This window comes from Variovorax boronicumulans (assembly GCF_040544675.1).
Classification (GTDB): domain Bacteria; phylum Pseudomonadota; class Gammaproteobacteria; order Burkholderiales; family Burkholderiaceae_C; genus Variovorax; species Variovorax boronicumulans_D.
On the sequence record NZ_JBEPKK010000011.1, the window covers coordinates 37,096 to 52,384 of the forward strand.

The 15,289-nt window shown below is 66.9% G+C and carries 16 protein-coding genes; 7 read left to right on the forward strand and 9 right to left on the reverse strand.

What is annotated here, in order from left to right:
- Window positions 1–15 precede the first annotated feature (15 nt).
- The 4 genes from rplU to proB all read left to right on the forward strand — a co-directional run bounded on the left by rplU (window position 16) and on the right by proB (window position 2,978).
- On the forward strand, window positions 16–327 hold the full coding sequence (gene rplU, locus ABIC90_RS19095; RefSeq protein ID WP_042578903.1) for a 50S ribosomal protein L21: 312 nt from the start codon (window positions 16–18) through the stop codon (window positions 325–327).
- A 12-nt stretch (window positions 328–339) separates the two neighbouring features.
- Window positions 340–600: a 50S ribosomal protein L27 gene (gene rpmA, locus ABIC90_RS19100; RefSeq protein WP_354356767.1), complete on the forward strand. Its 261-nt coding sequence runs from the start codon at window positions 340–342 to the stop codon at window positions 598–600.
- Window positions 601–682: 82 nt separating this feature from the next.
- A complete protein-coding gene (cgtA, locus tag ABIC90_RS19105) occupies window positions 683–1,759 on the forward strand; it encodes an Obg family GTPase CgtA (protein WP_354356769.1) in 1,077 nt (358 codons plus the stop codon).
- Window positions 1,760–1,838: 79 nt separating this feature from the next.
- Window positions 1,839–2,978, forward strand: a complete 1,140-nt coding sequence (gene proB, locus ABIC90_RS19110; RefSeq protein WP_354356771.1) for a glutamate 5-kinase — start codon at window positions 1,839–1,841, stop codon at window positions 2,976–2,978.
- Between the two features lie 37 nt (window positions 2,979–3,015).
- Here the strand turns inward: proB and ABIC90_RS19115 are convergent, their stop codons facing one another.
- Both ABIC90_RS19115 and ABIC90_RS19120 read right to left on the reverse strand, forming a co-directional pair.
- Window positions 3,016–3,606 (reverse strand): CNP1-like family protein, encoded by a 591-nt coding sequence (locus ABIC90_RS19115; protein ID WP_354356773.1) that lies wholly within the window; start codon window positions 3,604–3,606, stop codon window positions 3,016–3,018.
- Complete coding sequence (locus ABIC90_RS19120; RefSeq protein ID WP_354357064.1) at window positions 3,557–4,222, reverse strand: RNA pyrophosphohydrolase; 666 nt, start codon at window positions 4,220–4,222, stop codon at window positions 3,557–3,559. The genes ABIC90_RS19115 and ABIC90_RS19120 overlap by 50 nt, the downstream gene beginning before the upstream one ends.
- Before the next feature lie 136 nt (window positions 4,223–4,358).
- Between ABIC90_RS19120 and ABIC90_RS19125 the strand changes: the two genes are divergently transcribed.
- Window positions 4,359–6,104, forward strand: coding sequence for a proline--tRNA ligase (locus ABIC90_RS19125; protein WP_354356775.1), 1,746 nt, complete (start codon window positions 4,359–4,361; stop codon window positions 6,102–6,104).
- Complete coding sequence (locus tag ABIC90_RS19130; protein ID WP_354356777.1) at window positions 6,101–6,814, forward strand: lytic transglycosylase domain-containing protein; 714 nt, start codon at window positions 6,101–6,103, stop codon at window positions 6,812–6,814. Before ABIC90_RS19125 ends, ABIC90_RS19130 begins: the two co-directional genes overlap by 4 nt.
- 27 nt (window positions 6,815–6,841) lie before the next feature.
- On the opposite strand, the gene ABIC90_RS19135 is transcribed toward ABIC90_RS19130, so the two are convergent.
- The 6 genes from ABIC90_RS19135 to hemA form a co-directional block, all read right to left on the reverse strand.
- Window positions 6,842–8,152, reverse strand: a complete 1,311-nt coding sequence (locus tag ABIC90_RS19135; protein ID WP_354356779.1) for a hemolysin family protein — start codon at window positions 8,150–8,152, stop codon at window positions 6,842–6,844.
- A 57-nt stretch (window positions 8,153–8,209) separates the two neighbouring features.
- On the reverse strand, window positions 8,210–8,719 hold the full coding sequence (locus ABIC90_RS19140) for a cupin domain-containing protein (RefSeq protein WP_354356781.1): 510 nt from the start codon (window positions 8,717–8,719) through the stop codon (window positions 8,210–8,212).
- Window positions 8,720–8,735: 16 nt separating this feature from the next.
- A complete protein-coding gene (gene grxD, locus ABIC90_RS19145; RefSeq protein WP_013543189.1) occupies window positions 8,736–9,062 on the reverse strand; it encodes a Grx4 family monothiol glutaredoxin in 327 nt (108 codons plus the stop codon).
- Window positions 9,063–9,091: 29 nt separating this feature from the next.
- Window positions 9,092–9,940, reverse strand: a complete 849-nt coding sequence (gene prmC / locus ABIC90_RS19150) for a peptide chain release factor N(5)-glutamine methyltransferase (protein WP_354356783.1) — start codon at window positions 9,938–9,940, stop codon at window positions 9,092–9,094.
- A gap of 5 nt (window positions 9,941–9,945) precedes the next feature.
- On the reverse strand, window positions 9,946–11,034 hold the full coding sequence (prfA, locus tag ABIC90_RS19155; RefSeq protein WP_354356785.1) for a peptide chain release factor 1: 1,089 nt from the start codon (window positions 11,032–11,034) through the stop codon (window positions 9,946–9,948).
- A 99-nt stretch (window positions 11,035–11,133) separates the two neighbouring features.
- A complete protein-coding gene (gene hemA, locus ABIC90_RS19160; RefSeq protein ID WP_354356787.1) occupies window positions 11,134–12,405 on the reverse strand; it encodes a glutamyl-tRNA reductase in 1,272 nt (423 codons plus the stop codon).
- A 101-nt stretch (window positions 12,406–12,506) separates the two neighbouring features.
- On the opposite strand from hemA, the gene ABIC90_RS19165 reads away from it, so the two are divergent.
- Window positions 12,507–12,785 (forward strand): hypothetical protein, encoded by a 279-nt coding sequence (locus tag ABIC90_RS19165; RefSeq protein WP_354356789.1) that lies wholly within the window; start codon window positions 12,507–12,509, stop codon window positions 12,783–12,785.
- A 56-nt stretch (window positions 12,786–12,841) separates the two neighbouring features.
- On the opposite strand, the gene ABIC90_RS19170 is transcribed toward ABIC90_RS19165, so the two are convergent.
- Window positions 12,842–15,259, reverse strand: a complete 2,418-nt coding sequence (locus ABIC90_RS19170; protein WP_354356791.1) for a DUF3772 domain-containing protein — start codon at window positions 15,257–15,259, stop codon at window positions 12,842–12,844.
- Between the last annotated feature and the right edge of the window lie 30 nt (window positions 15,260–15,289).

Genomic DNA, 15,289 nt, shown 5'->3' on the forward strand with positions numbered 1-15,289 from the left:
TTCTAAGAGGTTTACATGTACGCGGTCATAAAAACCGGCGGCAAGCAGTATCGCGTTGCTTCCGGCGAAAAAATTAAAGTAGAACAGATTGCTGCGGACGTAGGCCAGGAAATCGTGATCGACCAGGTTCTGGCCGTCGGAAACGGCGCTGAAATCAAGGTTGGCACGCCCCTGGTGTCCGGCGCAACTGTGACAGTCACGGTACTGTCGCACGGCAAGCACGACAAGGTCGGCATCTTCAAGATGCGCCGTCGCAAGCACTATCAGAAACGTCAAGGCCATCGCCAGCAGTTCACCGAACTGCAAATCGGCGCGATCGCCGGCTAAGGAGCACATTCCATGGCACAGAAAAAAGGCGGCGGCTCAACGCGAAACGGGCGCGATTCCAAGCCCAAGATGCTCGGCGTGAAAGCGTTCGGCGGCGAACTGATCAGCGCAGGCTCGATCATCGTGCGTCAGCGCGGCACCCAGTTCCACCCCGGCGTGAATGTCGGCGTGGGCAAGGACCACACGTTGTTCGCCCTGGTCGACGGCCACGTGTCGTTCGGTCACAAGGGTGCGCTCAACAAGCACATGGTCAACGTGACCCCCGCGGTCTAAAAAACCCGGTCACCGAGTCACCACTCGACCTGCTCGGAGCCCCGCTTTGCCGGGGCTTCTTCATTTGTAAACTGGACATCCCATGAAGTTCGTAGACGAAGCCTTCATCGACATCGCTGCCGGCGATGGCGGCAACGGCTGCGTGTCGTTCCGTCATGAGAAGTACAAGGAATTCGGCGGCCCCAACGGCGGCGACGGCGGCCGCGGCGGCCACGTCTTCGCGGTGGCCGATTCCAACCTCAACACACTCGTCGATTTCCGCTATGCGCGCCGGCACGAAGCCAAGCGCGGCGAGCACGGCATGGGCTCCGACATGTTCGGCGCTGCGGGCGACGACATCACGCTCAAGGTGCCGGTCGGCACCATCATCAGTGATGCCGAAACGGGCGAAGTGCTCTACGAATTGCTGACCGAAGGCGAGGTCATCACCATCGCCAAGGGCGGCGACGGCGGCTTCGGCAACATGCGCTTCAAGAGCGCCATCAACCGCGCCCCCCGCCAGAAAACGCCTGGCTGGCCGGGCGAAAAGAAGAGCCTGAAGCTCGAACTCAAGGTGCTGGCCGATGTGGGCCTGCTGGGCATGCCGAACGCGGGCAAGTCGACCTTGATCAGCGCCGTCTCGAACGCGCGGCCTCGCATCGCCGACTATCCCTTCACCACGCTGCACCCGAATCTGGGTGTGGTGCGCGTCGGTCCCGAACAGAGCTTCGTGGTGGCCGACCTGCCCGGACTGATCGAAGGCGCCTCCGAAGGCGCGGGCCTGGGCCATCTGTTCCTGCGCCACCTGCAGCGCACCCGTCTGTTGCTGCATGTGATCGACATGGCCCCGTTCGACGATGCCGTCGATCCGGTCGCTCAGGCCAAGGCCATCGTGGGCGAGTTGAAGAAGTACGACGCCGCGCTCTACGAGAAGCCGCGCTGGCTGGTGCTGAACAAGCTCGACATGGTGCCCGTGGATGAGCGTGCGGCCCTCGTCAAGGACGTCGTCAAGCGTCTGCGTTTCAAGGGCCCGGTGTTCGAGATCTCCGCTCTCACGCGCGAAGGCTGTGAACACCTGGTGCAGGCCGTCTACCAGCAGGTGAAGGCGCAACAGGTTGCAGAGCAGGAGCCGGTCGAGATCGATCCGCGATTTGTTCCGCTGCCGCCCGATCCGGCCTGAGCGGGGCGTGGCATCGACCGCCGGTGCCGACATTGACAGACAGCCAAACACGCAGCATTCACGACCGCAACAGCCGCCAATGACCTCGAATTCCGGATCCACTGCCTTGCGGGATGCCCGCCGTATCGTCGTCAAGGTGGGCTCCAGCCTCGTGACCAACGAGGGGCGCGGCCTCGACGAGGCGGCCATCGGCGAATGGTGCCGGCAGCTCGCGGCGTTGGTGCGCGAAGGGCGCGAGGTCGTGATGGTGTCCAGCGGCGCCATTGCCGAAGGCATGAAGCGCCTCGGCTGGCGCACCCGGCCGCACGAAATCCACGAGCTCCAGGCCGCCGCGGCCGTCGGGCAGATGGGCCTGGCCCAGATGTACGAGACCAAGCTGCGTGAGAACGAAATCGGCAGCGCCCAGGTGCTGCTGACCCACGCCGACCTTGCCGACCGCGAGCGCTATCTCAATGCGCGCTCGACGCTGGTCACCTTGTTGCGCCTGGGCGTGGTGCCTGTCATCAACGAGAACGACACGGTCGTCAACGACGAGATCAAGTTCGGCGACAACGACACGCTCGGCGCGCTCGTGGCCAACCTGGTCGAAGCCGACGCGCTGATCATCCTGACGGACCAGAAGGGCCTCTACACGGCCGACCCGCGCAAGGACCCGGGCGCAACCTTCGTGCACGAAGCCGCCGCCGGCGACCCGGCGCTGGAAGCGATGGCGGGCGGCGCGGGCTCCAGCATCGGCCGCGGCGGGATGATCACCAAGATCCTGGCGGCCAAGCGCGCGGCGGGATCCGGCGCGTCCACGGTCATCGCCTGGGGCCGCGAGGCCGACGCCCTGTTGCGCCTCACGCAAGGCGAATCCATCGGCACGCTGCTGGTGGCGCAGACGGCCAAGCACCAGGCGCGCAAGCGCTGGATGGCCGACCACCTGCAACTGCGAGGCGCCGTCATCGTCGACGCGGGTGCCGCCGCCAAGGTGCGCACCGAGGGAAAGAGCCTGCTGCCGATCGGCATGACGAGCGTGTCGGGAGAGTTCTCGCGGGGCGACGTGATCGCGGTGCGCGATACCGAAGGCCTCGAACTCGCGCGCGGCCTTGCCAACTATTCGAGCGTGGAGGCTCGCCTGCTGTGCCGCAAACCGTCGGCGGAGTTCGAGCGTTTGCTGGGCTATGTCGCGGAACCCGAGATGGTCCACCGCGACAACATGGTGCTGATGCCCGGCTGACACCAAAAAAAACGGGGCGCAGGCCCCGTTGTTTCGTCTACTGCACTTCCCGTATCGGGTTGCGGATGTTCTGGACCATTTCCCCGACCGAGCGGCGCGGCGCGTTGCCGCGGCAGATGCCCTGGGCCGAGAGCGCCTTCGTGTAGCGCGAGTTCAGGTCGTCGATGCGCTTCCACTCCTGTTTCTTCGTCTCTTCCCAGGTGCCGTTGTTGTAGCGCGCATAGCTCTTCACTTCGTTGGTCGAACAGCGCACGCCTTCGTAGAAGGCATTGCTGGCGCCGCCGCTGCGGTTGTTGGCCACCACCACATAGCGCACGATGCCGTCGGGCGTGATCGTGATCGTTCCCGGGTCCACGCCGAACTTCAGGCTCATGTACGGAGGCATCTCGATCGGCAGCAAGCGGCTTTCGCTGAATGCCGGCGGGGGCGGGGCGGCGGTTTCTTCCCACTCCTTGTCCGTTTCCGCGCGCTTGGGCGGCGGCGGCATTCCGGCTTGCGCCCAGTCGGGGTTGTCGGTGTCGTACTTGCCCGTGCCGCAACCGGCGAGGATGCCGAAGCAGGCCAGGAGCAGGACGCGCTCAGCGTGGCGTCGGAAGGAAGGTCGCGTTGTCGTTGGAAGGAGGTTCATCGCTCGCAGAAGGAATGTCGGGATGCGGATCGAAACTGCCGCCGGGCGGCAGGTCGAGGCCCGCGGGGGCTCCGGCGTCCAGCGGATGGCGCTCGAATTCTCGGGCGCGCACGTTGCTGCGCAGGAAGCGGTTGCGGAAATCCTGCCGGGGCAGGTAGCGAGCAAGCTCGGTGAGCGCCATCTCGTAGACGCCGCGCTTGAACTCGACGACCACGTCGAGCGGCACCCAGTAGTCGTGCCAGCGCCAGGCGTCGAATTCAGGATGGTCGGTGGCACGCAGGTTCAGATCCCAGTCGTGGCCGGTGAGTTGCAGCAAATACCAGATTTGCTTCTGGCCCTTGTAGTGGCCCCGTGCGTCACGGCGGATGAACCGATCCGGCACCTCGTAGCGCAACCAGTCACGGGTACGGGCCACGATGCGCACATGCTCCGGGTGGAGCCCCACCTCCTCATGCAGTTCCCGAAACATGGCTTGCTCGGGACTTTCGCCGCGGTCTATGCCGCCTTGCGGAAACTGCCAGGAGTGCGTGCGTATGCGCTTGCCCCAGAAAACCTGGTTTCTCTGGTTGAGCAGGATGATGCCGACGTTGGGCCTGAAGCCGTCCCGGTCGAGCATAATCAAACCCCAATTTTTGAACTGAGTCGATTATGCATGCCGGGTTGACCTCGGCAAGCGAGCGATGCCAGGCTCTCAGGGTCTCCCCGGGGGAGTTGTCCCCCACATCCCATTCCGAATCCAGCATGCGATCCCGATGAAAGCTTCCCGATTTTTTGTCTCCACCCTCAAGGAAGCGCCCGCTGACGCCGAGGTCGCAAGCCATCGGCTGATGATGCGGGCCGGCATGATCAAGAAGCTCGGTACGGGCATCTACACCTACATGCCGATGGGACTGCGCGTGATCCGCAAGGTCGAGGCGATCGTGCGGGAAGAAATGAACCGCGCCGGTGCCGTCGAGCTCGCCATGCCGGTGGTCCAGCCGGCCGAGTTCTGGCAGGAGACCGGCCGCTTCGAGAAGATGGGCCCCGAGCTGCTGCGCATCAGGGACCGGCACGACCGCGACTTCGTGATCCAGCCGACCAGCGAAGAAGTTGTCACCGACATCGCACGCCAGGAAATCCGCAGCTACAAGCAGTTGCCGAAGAATTTTTACCAGATCCAGACCAAGTTCCGTGACGAGCGCCGTCCGCGCTTCGGCCTGATGCGCGGGCGCGAATTCATCATGAAGGACGCCTACAGCTTCGACCGCGACCTGGATGCGGCCAAGGCCAGCTACCAGGTCATGGCACAGGCGTACCGCAACATCTTCGATCGCTTCGGCCTGCGCTACCGCGCCGTCGCAGCCGACAGCGGCGCCATCGGCGGCGACCTGAGCGAAGAGTTCCAGGTGATCGCCGCGACTGGTGAAGACGCCATCGTCTACTGCCCCGAGAGCGATTACGCCGCCAACATGGAAAAGGCCGAGGCACTGGCTCCAGCCGGACCGCGCCCCGCGGCTGCCAAGTCGCTCGAGAAGACGCCGACCCCCGGCAAGAGCACCTGCGCCGATGTGGCCGAGCTGCTCGGTGTGCCGCTCTCGACCACGATCAAATCGCTGGTGCTGGCCACCGACATCCTCGACGAAGCCGGCAACCCCAAGGGCTCGCAGGTCTGGCTGCTGCTGCTGCGCGGCGACCATGACATGAACGAGATCAAGGTCAGCAAGGTGCCCGGCCTGGACAAGGGTTTCCGCTTTGCCACGCTCGCCGAAATCGACGAGCACTTCGGTTGCAAGCCCGGCTACCTCGGCCCGCTGAACCTGAAGAAGCCCGTCAGGCTCGTGGCGGACCGCGAAGCGGCGGTGCTGGCCGACTGGATCACCGGCGCCAACGAAGTCGATTTCCACATGACCGGCGTCAACTGGGGCCGCGACTTGCCCGAACCGGAAATCGTGGCCGACCTGCGCAACGTCGTGGCCGGCGACCCCTCGCCCGACGGCAAGGGCCTGCTGGCCATCGAACGCGGCATCGAGGTCGGGCACGTCTTCGTGCTCGGCACCAAGTACAGCAAGGACATGAACGCGACCTACCTCGACGAGAGCGGCAAGCCGCAATTCCTCGAGATGGGCTGCTACGGCATCGGCATCACGCGCCTGCCCGCCGCTGCCATCGAACAGAACCACGACGAGCGCGGCATCATCTGGCCCGACGCCCTGGCGCCCTTCACGGTGGTGGTCTGCCCGATCGGCATGGACCGCAGCCCCGAGGTCAAGGTCGCAGCCGAGGCGCTCTACGAACAGCTGCTTGCAGCCGGCGTCGACGTGCTGCTCGACGACCGCGGCGAGCGCCCCGGCGCAATGTTCGCCGACTGGGAACTCATCGGCGTGCCGCACCGCGTGGTCATCTCCGACCGCGGCCTCAAAGAGGGCCAGCTCGAATACCAGCACCGCCGCGACACGGCCGCCACCAAGGTGCCGTCGGCCGGCATCGCCGACTTCATCGCCGGCAAGCTCGCTGCATGAATATCCCCGGCCGTTTCGACGACCCGGCTCCAAAGGCCACGGAGGCCGGCATTTCCCGGCGCCAATGCCTTGCGGGCGCCGCGACCGCCGGTGTGCTGTCGATGCTCGCGATACCGCGAGCGGCCTTTGCCGGTGCCCAGATCGAAGAGCCCTTGATCGACTCGGTGCGCACCGCGCTGAGTTCGGCCATCAGCAACAGGGCGCCGCCGGTGCCCGAGTTCACGAGCACCGAAGCGCGCCTGGCTTACTTGCGCTGGCTCGGCGAAATGAGCCAGCGGCTCAAGAAAAAAATTGCCGATTGGCCGTCGCGCAAGGAGTTCTTGCAGACCGTCTGGTACGAGTCCAAGCGATCCGGGCTCGACGTGAGCCTGGTGCTGGGGCTGGTGCAGGTCGAGAGCAATTTCCGCAAGTTCGCGGTTTCCAGCGCGGGTGCGCGCGGCTACATGCAGGTCATGCCGTTCTGGACCCGTGTGATCGGCGACAGCGACTCCGCCAAGCTGTTCCACATGCAGACCAACCTGCGTTTCGGCTGCGTGATCCTGCGCCACTACCTCGACCGTGAAAAAGGCGACCTGTACATGACGCTCGGCCGCTACAACGGCAGCCGGGGCAAGTCGCCGTACCCCAACGCGGTGTTCGCCAACCAGCGGCTCTGGGCCTACGACGACAAGGCCCGCGAGCGAGAACGGGATCGCGCTGCAGCGGCCTGAAAAGCCTTCACAAGGGGCTGCCGCCGATCAACCGACCGGCGCCTTGGCCGTTGCCGAGCCCTTGGTCACCATCACCTGGTCGATGCGGTAGCTGTCGACGTCCATCACCTCGAAGGTGTAGCCGCCCCAGGTCACGCTGTCCGTGCGCTTGGGCACGCGGCGCAGCATCACCATCAGGAAGCCCGCCAGGGTTTCGTACTCCTCCGAATGCGGCAGCTCGTCGATGTGCAGCGCGCGCTGCACGTCCTGGATGGGCGTGACACCGTCGATCAGCCATGAGTTCTCGTCGCGCTTGACGATCTGCTCTTCGTCGGGCATCGACACCAGGTCGCCCATCACCGTGCTCATCACGTCGTTGAGCGTGATCACGCCCACCACCAGGCTGTACTCGTTGACGATGATCGCGAAGTCTTCATGCGCCTGCTGGAACTGCTCCAGCACCTCGGTGAGCGAGAGCCGGTCGGGAATCACCAGCGCCTTGTGCAAGGGCAGGCCCTGGTCGAAGGCCAGCGGCTGGCCGCTGAGCACGCGCTGGAACATGTCCTTGGCATCGACATAGCCCAGCACATGGTCGATGTCGCCGTCGCACACCGGGTAGGCCGAGAACGGCTCGGCCACGATGCGCGCGCGCAGCACCGACTCGGGGTCGTCGTGCAGGAACCAGGCGATGCTTTCGCGCGCCGTCATCACACTGCTCACCAGGCGCGTCTCCAACTCGAACACATTGGCGATCACCTGTTGCTCCCGCACCGCGAGCACGCCCGCGCGGGCGCCGGCCTCGGTCATGGCCAGGATGTCGGCCGAGGTGATCTTGTCGTCGCGCGCCATCGGCATGCCCAGCACCTTGAACAGCAGGTCGGTACAGCGCGTGAAGAACCACACCAGCGGCTTGAAGGTGGTGATCAGCAGCAGCATCGGCCCGACCATGCGCACCGCGATGCGCTCGGGGTCGCTCATGCCCAGGCGCTTGGGGAACAGGTCGGCGAACACCAGGAACACCGCGATCACGATCACGAACGAGCACAGGAAGGCCACGTTCGCCGAGGCGTCCACGCTCAGCCAGTTCTCGAAGAAGCGCGCGAAGTACGGGCTGAGCGAGCCCTCGCCGACGACACCGCCGAGGATCGCCACGGCATTGAGGCCGATCTGCACCACGGTGAAGTAATGGCCGGGCTGCTCCTGCACGCGCAGCACGCGCTCGGCGCGGGGATCGCCCTCGTCGGCCATCTGGCGCAGGCGCAGGCGGCGCGAAGCGGCCAGGGTGATTTCGGCAAGGGAGAAAAATGCGCTCATCGCGATCAGCGCGACGATGATGAGCAGGCTTTGGGTGAGGTTCATGGTGGCACGGCGAAGGGTGCCATGGTGCCATGACTGGCCCGGCGAAAAAACCCAACCTCAGACGCCGCCGTGCGGATGGGTCGGGTCGACCCAGAGAACGGATTCGGGTTTTTCCACGGGCTCGATGTCCAGGTTGACGGCCACGGCCTCGCCGTCGCTGCGGCACAGCACGCATTCGAGCGGCTCGGTCGCGCTGGCGTTGATTTCCTGGTGCGGCACAAATGGCGGCACGTAGATGAAGTCGCCCGGTCCGGCCTCGGCCGTGAACTCGAGCTTTTCACCCCATCGCATGCGGGCCCGGCCGCGCACCACGTAGATCACCGATTCGAGGTGCCCGTGGTGATGGGCGCCGGTCTTGGCATCGGCATGGATGGTCACCGTGCCGGCCCAAAGCTTTTGCGCCCCCACGCGGGCGAAGTTGATGGCAGCCGCCCGGTTCATGCCGGGCGTCTGCGCCGTGTTGGCGTCGAGCTGGTTCGCCGCGACCACGCGCACGCCGTCGTGCTTCCAGGCGGGGCCTTCCTCACCGTCATGCGAGTGGCCGTGGTCCGCGTGATCGTGGCTCATGCCAAGCCGTGTGGAATCAGGCCGGATTGCCGTTGAGTACCTGCTGCAATTCGCCCGACTCGTACATCTCCATCATGATGTCCGAGCCGCCGACGAATTCGCCCTTCACGTAGAGCTGGGGAATCGTGGGCCAGTTGCTGTATTCCTTGATGCCCTGGCGGATGCCGTCGTCTTCGAGCACGTTGACGGTCTTGAGCGTCTTGGTGTCGACGCCGACGGCCTTGAGGATCTGGATCGCGCGGCCGGAGAAGCCGCACATCGGGAAGCTGGCGTTGCCCTTCATGAAGAGCACGAGTTCGTTGGTTTTGACGAGGTCGTCGATGCGTTGTTGGGCGTCGGACATGGGAACTCCTGAAAAGTGGGCTGAGGGGATTATTTCACCGCACGCCAGATTCCGCCCGAGCAGCGCTGGATGCCTGCCAGGTCGTCCCGGCTTTGGACTTCGGCGAAGCCGCGGGTTTCGAGCAGCTGGCGCACGGCGGCGGCCTGGTCATGGCCGTGTTCGAGCAGCAGCCAGCCGCCCTGTGCGAGGTGATCGGGGGCGTCCTGGACGATCTGACGGATGTCGGCCAGGCCGTCCGCGCCCGCGACCAGCGCGGCGGAGGGCTCGTGCTGCAGCGCGGGCAGATGCGGGTCGCCGGCGGCGATGTACGGCGGATTGCTCGCGATCACCGCGTAGCCGTCGGCGGCGCCGTCGAGCCAGTGGGCCAGGGCAAAGCGCACCGGCAGCCCGAGGCGCCGGGCGTTGGATCGGGCGACCTCGAGCGCGTCGGCGCTGGCATCGACGGCATCGACCTGTGCATCGGGGCGCGCATGCTGCAGCGCCAGGGCGATCGCGCCGCTGCCCGTGCCCAAGTCGAGCACGCGCGGGGCGTTGCGGCCTTCGAGGCACTGCAGGGCCCAGTCGACCAGCGTTTCGGTGTCGGCGCGCGGCACCAGCACGCGGGCGTCGACCTGCAGGCTGAGGCCGTGAAACTCCTTCTCGCCCAGCAGATACGCCACCGGTTCGCCCGCCAGCCGGCGCGACAGCTGCGAAGCGAGCGCCGTCCAGGCGGCATCGGACAGCGCATCGGTGTCGTGCGCGAGCAGCCAGGCCCGGTCATGCGGCGCGCGTCCCAGCGCATGAAGCATGAGCAACTGGGCATCGAGGCGGTCGATGCCCAGCGCGGCGGCGGCTGCGAGCGCCTGTGCAACGGTGGACGGCGTGGTGACTCCGGTCATCGCTTTCAAGCCGGCAGGCTGGCTTCCAGCTCGGCCAGCTGCTCGGCCTCGCGGGCTGCGCGCAGGGCTTCCAGCACGTCGCCCAGGTCGCCTTCCATGATCGCCAGCAGCTTGTAGAGCGTGAGGTTGATCCGGTGGTCGGTGAGCCGCCCCTGCGGGAAGTTGTAGGTGCGGATGCGGTCCGAGCGGTCGCCGCTGCCGATCAGGCCCTTGCGCATGGCCGCGTCCTTGGCGGCACGCTCGCTGCGGTCCTTTTCCTGGATGCGCGCCGACAACACCTGCAGCGCCTTGGCCTTGTTCCGGTGCTGGCTGCGGTCGTCCTGGCACTCGGCCACGATGCCGGTCGGGATGTGCGTGATGCGCACGGCCGAGTCGGTCTTGTTGATGTGCTGCCCGCCGGCGCCGCTCGCGCGGTAGGTGTCGATGCGCAGGTCCGCCGGGTTGATCTGCACCGCCACGGTTTCGTCGGGCTCGGCCAGCACGGCGACCGTGCAGGCGCTGGTGTGGATGCGTCCCTGCGTTTCGGTGGCCGGCACGCGCTGCACGCGGTGGCCGCCCGATTCGAAGCGCAGCTTGCCGAAGACGTCGTCGCCGACGATGCGGATCACCACTTCCTTGTAGCCGCCGAGCTCGCTCGCGCTCTCGCTCACGATCTCGCAGCGCAGGCCGGCGCGCTCGCAATAGCGCGTGTACATGCGCAGCAGGTCGCCGGCGAACAGGGCCGATTCGTCGCCGCCGGTGCCGGCGCGGATTTCCATGAAGGCGTTGCGCGCGTCGTCGGGGTCCTTGGGCAGCAGCAGGCGCTGCAGTTCTTCCTCGATCTGGACCAGCTCGGCCTCGGCGCCCGCGATTTCGTCGCGCGCCATCTCGGCCATGTCCGGGTCGTCGAGCATCTCCTGCGCGTCGGCGATGTCGGCCTCGCGCTGCCTGTAGCGCTCGTAGCGGCCGGCGATCTGCGTGACTTCGGCGTGCTCGCGCGAAATGGTGCGGTACTGCGCCATGTCGCTCATGATGTCTTCGCGCGAGAGCAGGAAGTCGAGTTCGCCCAGGCGCTGGACGTAGCGTTCGAGTTGATGGCGCAGAAAGGATTTCACGGCGGAAAGGGCTCGACAAGATGGGGGAGGGCGCCGCCCTGAAGCGGCATGGCGCATGGAAACCGCGGCCCGCGAGGGCCATGGCGACGACGGGCGCCGCTAACGCTCTTTGCGCAGGAACAGCCGCGAGATCGCCTGCGCGGTCTGCTCGCGCGATGCGGCATCGCCGGCATGCAGCTCGGCCATGGCGCCGTGCATCATCTTCTGCGTGAGCCCGCGCGACATCGCCTCGAGCACCGCATCCACCGATTCCCCCTTGGCCAGCAGCTTGCGCGCCCGCGCCATCTCGGCGGCGCGCCACTCGTCGGCCTGCGCATTGAGTTGCTGGATCAGCGGCACCGTGCCGCGCTGGCCCAGCCAGTGCATGAAGCTTTGCACGCCGGCATCGATGATCACTTCGGCCTGCGCCACGGCGGCCTGCCGGTTGGCCTGGCCTTGCTGCACCACCTGCGCGAGGTCGTCCACGGTGTAGAGGTAGATGTCTTCCAGCGCCTTCACTTCAGGCTCGATGTCGCGCGGCACCGCCAGGTCGACCATGAACATCGGGCGGTGCTTGCGCGCCTTGAGCGCGCGCTCCACGGCGCCCAGGCCGATGATCGGCAGCGTGCTGGCGGTGCAACTCACGACGATGTCGAACTCGGCCAGCCGTGCCGGGAGGTCGGCCAGCCGCATGGCTTCGCCGCCGAAGCGCGAGGCCAGCTTTTCGCCGCGTTCGAGGGTGCGGTTCGCAATGGCGATGGACTTGGGCTCCTTGGCCGCGAAGTGCGTGGCCGCGAGGTCGATCATTTCGCCGGCGCCCACGAACAGCACGCGCGTCGTGCGCAGGTCTTCGAAGAGTTGCCCGGCCAGACGCACCGCGGCGGCCGCCATGCTGATGGAATGCGCGCCGATCTCCGTGGCGGTGCGCACTTCCTTGGCGACCGCGAACGATCGCTGGAACAACTGGTTGAGCGTGCTGCCGAGTGCGCCCACCGTTTCGGCCGCGCGCACCGCGTCTTTCATCTGCCCGAGGATCTGGGCTTCGCCAAGCACCATCGAGTCGAGCCCGCTGGCCACGCGGAAGGCATGGCGCGCGACTTCGTCGTTGTGCAGGGTGTAGGCATGCGAGCGCAGCAGGGCAGGAGCCACGCCGCCGCTTTCGGCCAGCCAGCCGACCGTGTGGTCCAGGGCGATGTTCTCGGAGGCGCAGTAGATCTCGGTGCGGTTGCAGGTCGAGATGATCGCGGCCTCGACCTGGGGGTGGCGGCCGGTGGCGAAAGAGCTGCGCAGGCTCTGCAAGGTGGGGGCCAATTGATCGAGCGCGAACGCGAAACGACCGCGCAGATCGAGGGGCGCGGTCGTGTGGTTCAACCCAAGGGCCCAGACAGACATGGGCGTGATTATAAAATCAGCAGCCGCACAAGGCTTGCGCTGGGACAAATTGCTTTCCCTATGGCAGCCATAACCTTCGCCGCATACCGGCATTCCCCCTGATGGACCTGCTGGCCCTCTTCAATCACCTGCTTAATTTTGTGGCACCCGCGGCCTTCATCGCCCTGATCCTGGTGCTGGCGGGGCGTTTCCTGGGCGGCAAGCGCGCGGGTGTCCAGCGCTGGTGGGTGCAGTGGGCCGTCACCTTCGGGGCGGGCGTTCTGGTCCTGGTCGCCGGGCTGGTGGTGTCGGGGCGCGACGGGACGATGGTCACCTATGCCGCGCTCGTCGTGGTGTGCGGCACCGTGCAATGGCTGGCGATGCGCGGCTGGCGCCGCTGACGCCAGTACTGCTGTTCCAGGCTTTCCGGCCCACGCTGCCGCCGGCAGCGCCGGGCTCACGTGGGCATGCCGGGGATCGGCGAGTTGGCCGTGGCGGGTGCCGGCGCGACCGCGGCCGGCTCATTGGGCGCCATCATGAAGGTGGTCGGCGTTGCCATCGGCAGTGAAGCCTTCTTGAGTTCATCCAGGATCGCGAACAGCAGGTCGCTGCGCACGCCGCCCGCCAGGCGCGGGCTCGCCACATAGGCAATGGCCTGGAAGATCAGCAGCCCGTTCTCGATGCCCTCCAGCGTGAGCGAAGGCGCGGGCGTCTCCAGCACTCCTTCGTGCGCACGGCAGGCGTCCAGAATCAGGTCGCGCACACGCTGTGCGTCGGTCGTCAGCGGCATCGGCAGGCGGATCAGCACGCGGCCCTCGGCGTTGGACAGCGTCATGTTGCGCACGGTCTTGGTGATGAACTCCGAGTTCGGCACGATCAGCGTCGAGCGGTCGCCCAGCACGATCTCGGTGGCGCGCACGTTGATGCGCCGCACGTCGCCCTCGGCCGTGCCCAGCACCACCCAGTCGCCCACCTTCACCGGCTGCTCGGCCAACAGGATCAGCCCCGAGATGAAGTTCTGCACGATCGCCTGCAGGCCGAAACCGATGCCCACCGACAGCGCGCTCGCCACCCACGCGATGCGCTCGATGCCGATGCCCATGGCCGAGAGGGCGAACGCGACCACCATGATGCCGCCCACATAGCCCAGCAGCGTGGTGAGCGAGCTCTGCATGCCCGGCTCCAGCTTCGTGTTGGGCAGGTAGCTGCGCTCCAGCCAGCGCTTGAACACCCGCAGCACGATGAAGCCGACCACCGCCACCGCGATGGCGCTGAAGATCGCGCCCGGCACCAGCTGGAACTCGCCCACCTTCACGCCCGAGCCGAACTTGCCGCTGCGCTGGAACACCTCGCCCGGGCCGGTGCCCAGCGGCGCGGCCAGCGCGATCAGCATGTAGAAGAAGAGCGCGACCCGGCTGATGCCCGAGAGCACCGTGGCCGTCTGGTCCAGCGTCTGTGGCGCGAGGCCGAAGCTTTTCTGCAACTGCTGGCCGAGGGTGCTGCGCGACGACAGCAGCGCCATGAACACGTCGTCGGCGAACTTGAACAGCACATAGAAGGCCGCGGCCACGATGCCGCTCCAGGTGAGCTGCGAGGCCAGGAAGCTCCCAAGCGCCACATAGCCCACCGCCACCAGCACCCAGATGCCGATCATCAGCACGCCGATCAGCGCGACCAGCAGCCCGACCCACATCGGCCGCTCGGGCAGGCCTGCGTCGGGCGCGTCGGCGCGCAGCGGCTTCACCAGGTAGAGCACCGCGCCCACCAGCGCGGTGAGCACCAGCGCCGTGAGCACGTGGGTGGCGACCACGGCCGCGAAGCTGGCGTCGATCAGCGCGTTGACTTCGGCCGGGGTCCAGGCGAGCGCCGCGACCAGCGCGACCAGCCAGGGCAGGGCCGCCAGGCGCGTGGCCATCGCATCGGGAATGGGCGGCAGGCGCCACGAAGGCCGGCGGGTGGCGAGCAGGCCGCGTCCGAGCCCGATCACGAAGGCAATGAACACCAGCGACTGCGCCCCCGACTGCAGCGCCTTGCGTGCCTGCGGCTCCCAGGTGGCGTATTCCTTGAGCACCGCGACAAACCCGTGCGCCGCCAGCGCGACCAGCAGCACATGGCTTCCCACGATGCCGATCACCAGCACCGAGCGCCGCAGGCGCCCGGTCGGCAGCCAGCGCGCGGCCAGGCGGGTGAGCACATGTTCGGCGACCCAGACGCCGAACACCGCGAGCAGCAGCGCGGCGACCAGGGCCGCGACGACCGGCGTGCGGGAGGGAGGGGCGAGCGCGGTCAGCAGGCCGTCGTTCAGGCCGGCCACCATCGTCTTCAGGCGCTCCACGTCGTCGGGCCAGGCCTCGCGCAGGTCCTTCCAGAACTCGCCGCTCAACGGCGAGGCCGCGCGCTCGGTGAGCTGCGCCTCGAACAGGGCGCGGCGCTGGGTGACCAGGTCGGTGCCGCGCTGGCGCACGTCCACGGACAGCAGGCGAGCGAGCCGGATGTCGGCGTCGAGTGTGTTGCGCTCCTTGGTCAGGCGCGCGCGCTGGCGGGTGATGTCGGGGTCTTCGGTGGCGCCGGCGGCCGGCGCGTTGCCCAGTTCCCCGAGCCGAGCGTTCAGGTCGGCCAGCTCGCCGGTGCGGTCGGCGACGAACTTGTCTGCTTGCGCGCCGATGTCGTTGATCTGCGTGAGCAGCTTGCGCGCGTCTTCATCGGTGCTCGCGGTCTCGGTGATCTTGGTGAACCGGTCGCGCAGCTCGGACACCGTCGGGGCCGGCACAGGCAGCGACGTGGCGCTGCCGCCGAGGTCGGGCTGCGCCATCGCGCTGCCGCACATCAGCAGGGCGGCAAGCAAAAAGGTCGCCAGGCGAGGGATCCAGGTCATGGCTGCATCATAGAAGCGGCCATGCCGTAA

Excerpts from the sequence above, each read along its gene's own strand:
- rpmA (WP_354356767.1), top strand. The coding sequence starts at position 340 with ATGGCACAGAAAAAAGGCGGCGGCTCAACGCGAAACGGGCGCGATTCC.
- grxD (WP_013543189.1), bottom strand. The coding sequence starts at position 9,062 with ATGTCCGACGCCCAACAACGCATCGACGACCTCGTCAAAACCAACGAA.
- ABIC90_RS19170 (WP_354356791.1), bottom strand. The coding sequence starts at position 15,259 with ATGACCTGGATCCCTCGCCTGGCGACCTTTTTGCTTGCCGCCCTGCTG.
- ABIC90_RS19120 (WP_354357064.1), bottom strand. The coding sequence starts at position 4,222 with ATGCTCGACCGGGACGGCTTCAGGCCCAACGTCGGCATCATCCTGCTC.
- ABIC90_RS19165 (WP_354356789.1), top strand. The coding sequence starts at position 12,507 with ATGGACCTGCTGGCCCTCTTCAATCACCTGCTTAATTTTGTGGCACCC.
- ABIC90_RS19115 (WP_354356773.1), bottom strand. The coding sequence starts at position 3,606 with ATGAACCTCCTTCCAACGACAACGCGACCTTCCTTCCGACGCCACGCT.
- prmC (WP_354356783.1), bottom strand. The coding sequence starts at position 9,940 with ATGACCGGAGTCACCACGCCGTCCACCGTTGCACAGGCGCTCGCAGCC.
- ABIC90_RS19140 (WP_354356781.1), bottom strand. The coding sequence starts at position 8,719 with ATGAGCCACGATCACGCGGACCACGGCCACTCGCATGACGGTGAGGAA.
- ABIC90_RS19130 (WP_354356777.1), top strand. The coding sequence starts at position 6,101 with ATGAATATCCCCGGCCGTTTCGACGACCCGGCTCCAAAGGCCACGGAG.
- hemA (WP_354356787.1), bottom strand. The coding sequence starts at position 12,405 with ATGTCTGTCTGGGCCCTTGGGTTGAACCACACGACCGCGCCCCTCGAT.
- ABIC90_RS19125 (WP_354356775.1), top strand. The coding sequence starts at position 4,359 with ATGAAAGCTTCCCGATTTTTTGTCTCCACCCTCAAGGAAGCGCCCGCT.
- cgtA (WP_354356769.1), top strand. The coding sequence starts at position 683 with ATGAAGTTCGTAGACGAAGCCTTCATCGACATCGCTGCCGGCGATGGC.
- proB (WP_354356771.1), top strand. The coding sequence starts at position 1,839 with ATGACCTCGAATTCCGGATCCACTGCCTTGCGGGATGCCCGCCGTATC.
- rplU (WP_042578903.1), top strand. The coding sequence starts at position 16 with ATGTACGCGGTCATAAAAACCGGCGGCAAGCAGTATCGCGTTGCTTCC.
- ABIC90_RS19135 (WP_354356779.1), bottom strand. The coding sequence starts at position 8,152 with ATGAACCTCACCCAAAGCCTGCTCATCATCGTCGCGCTGATCGCGATG.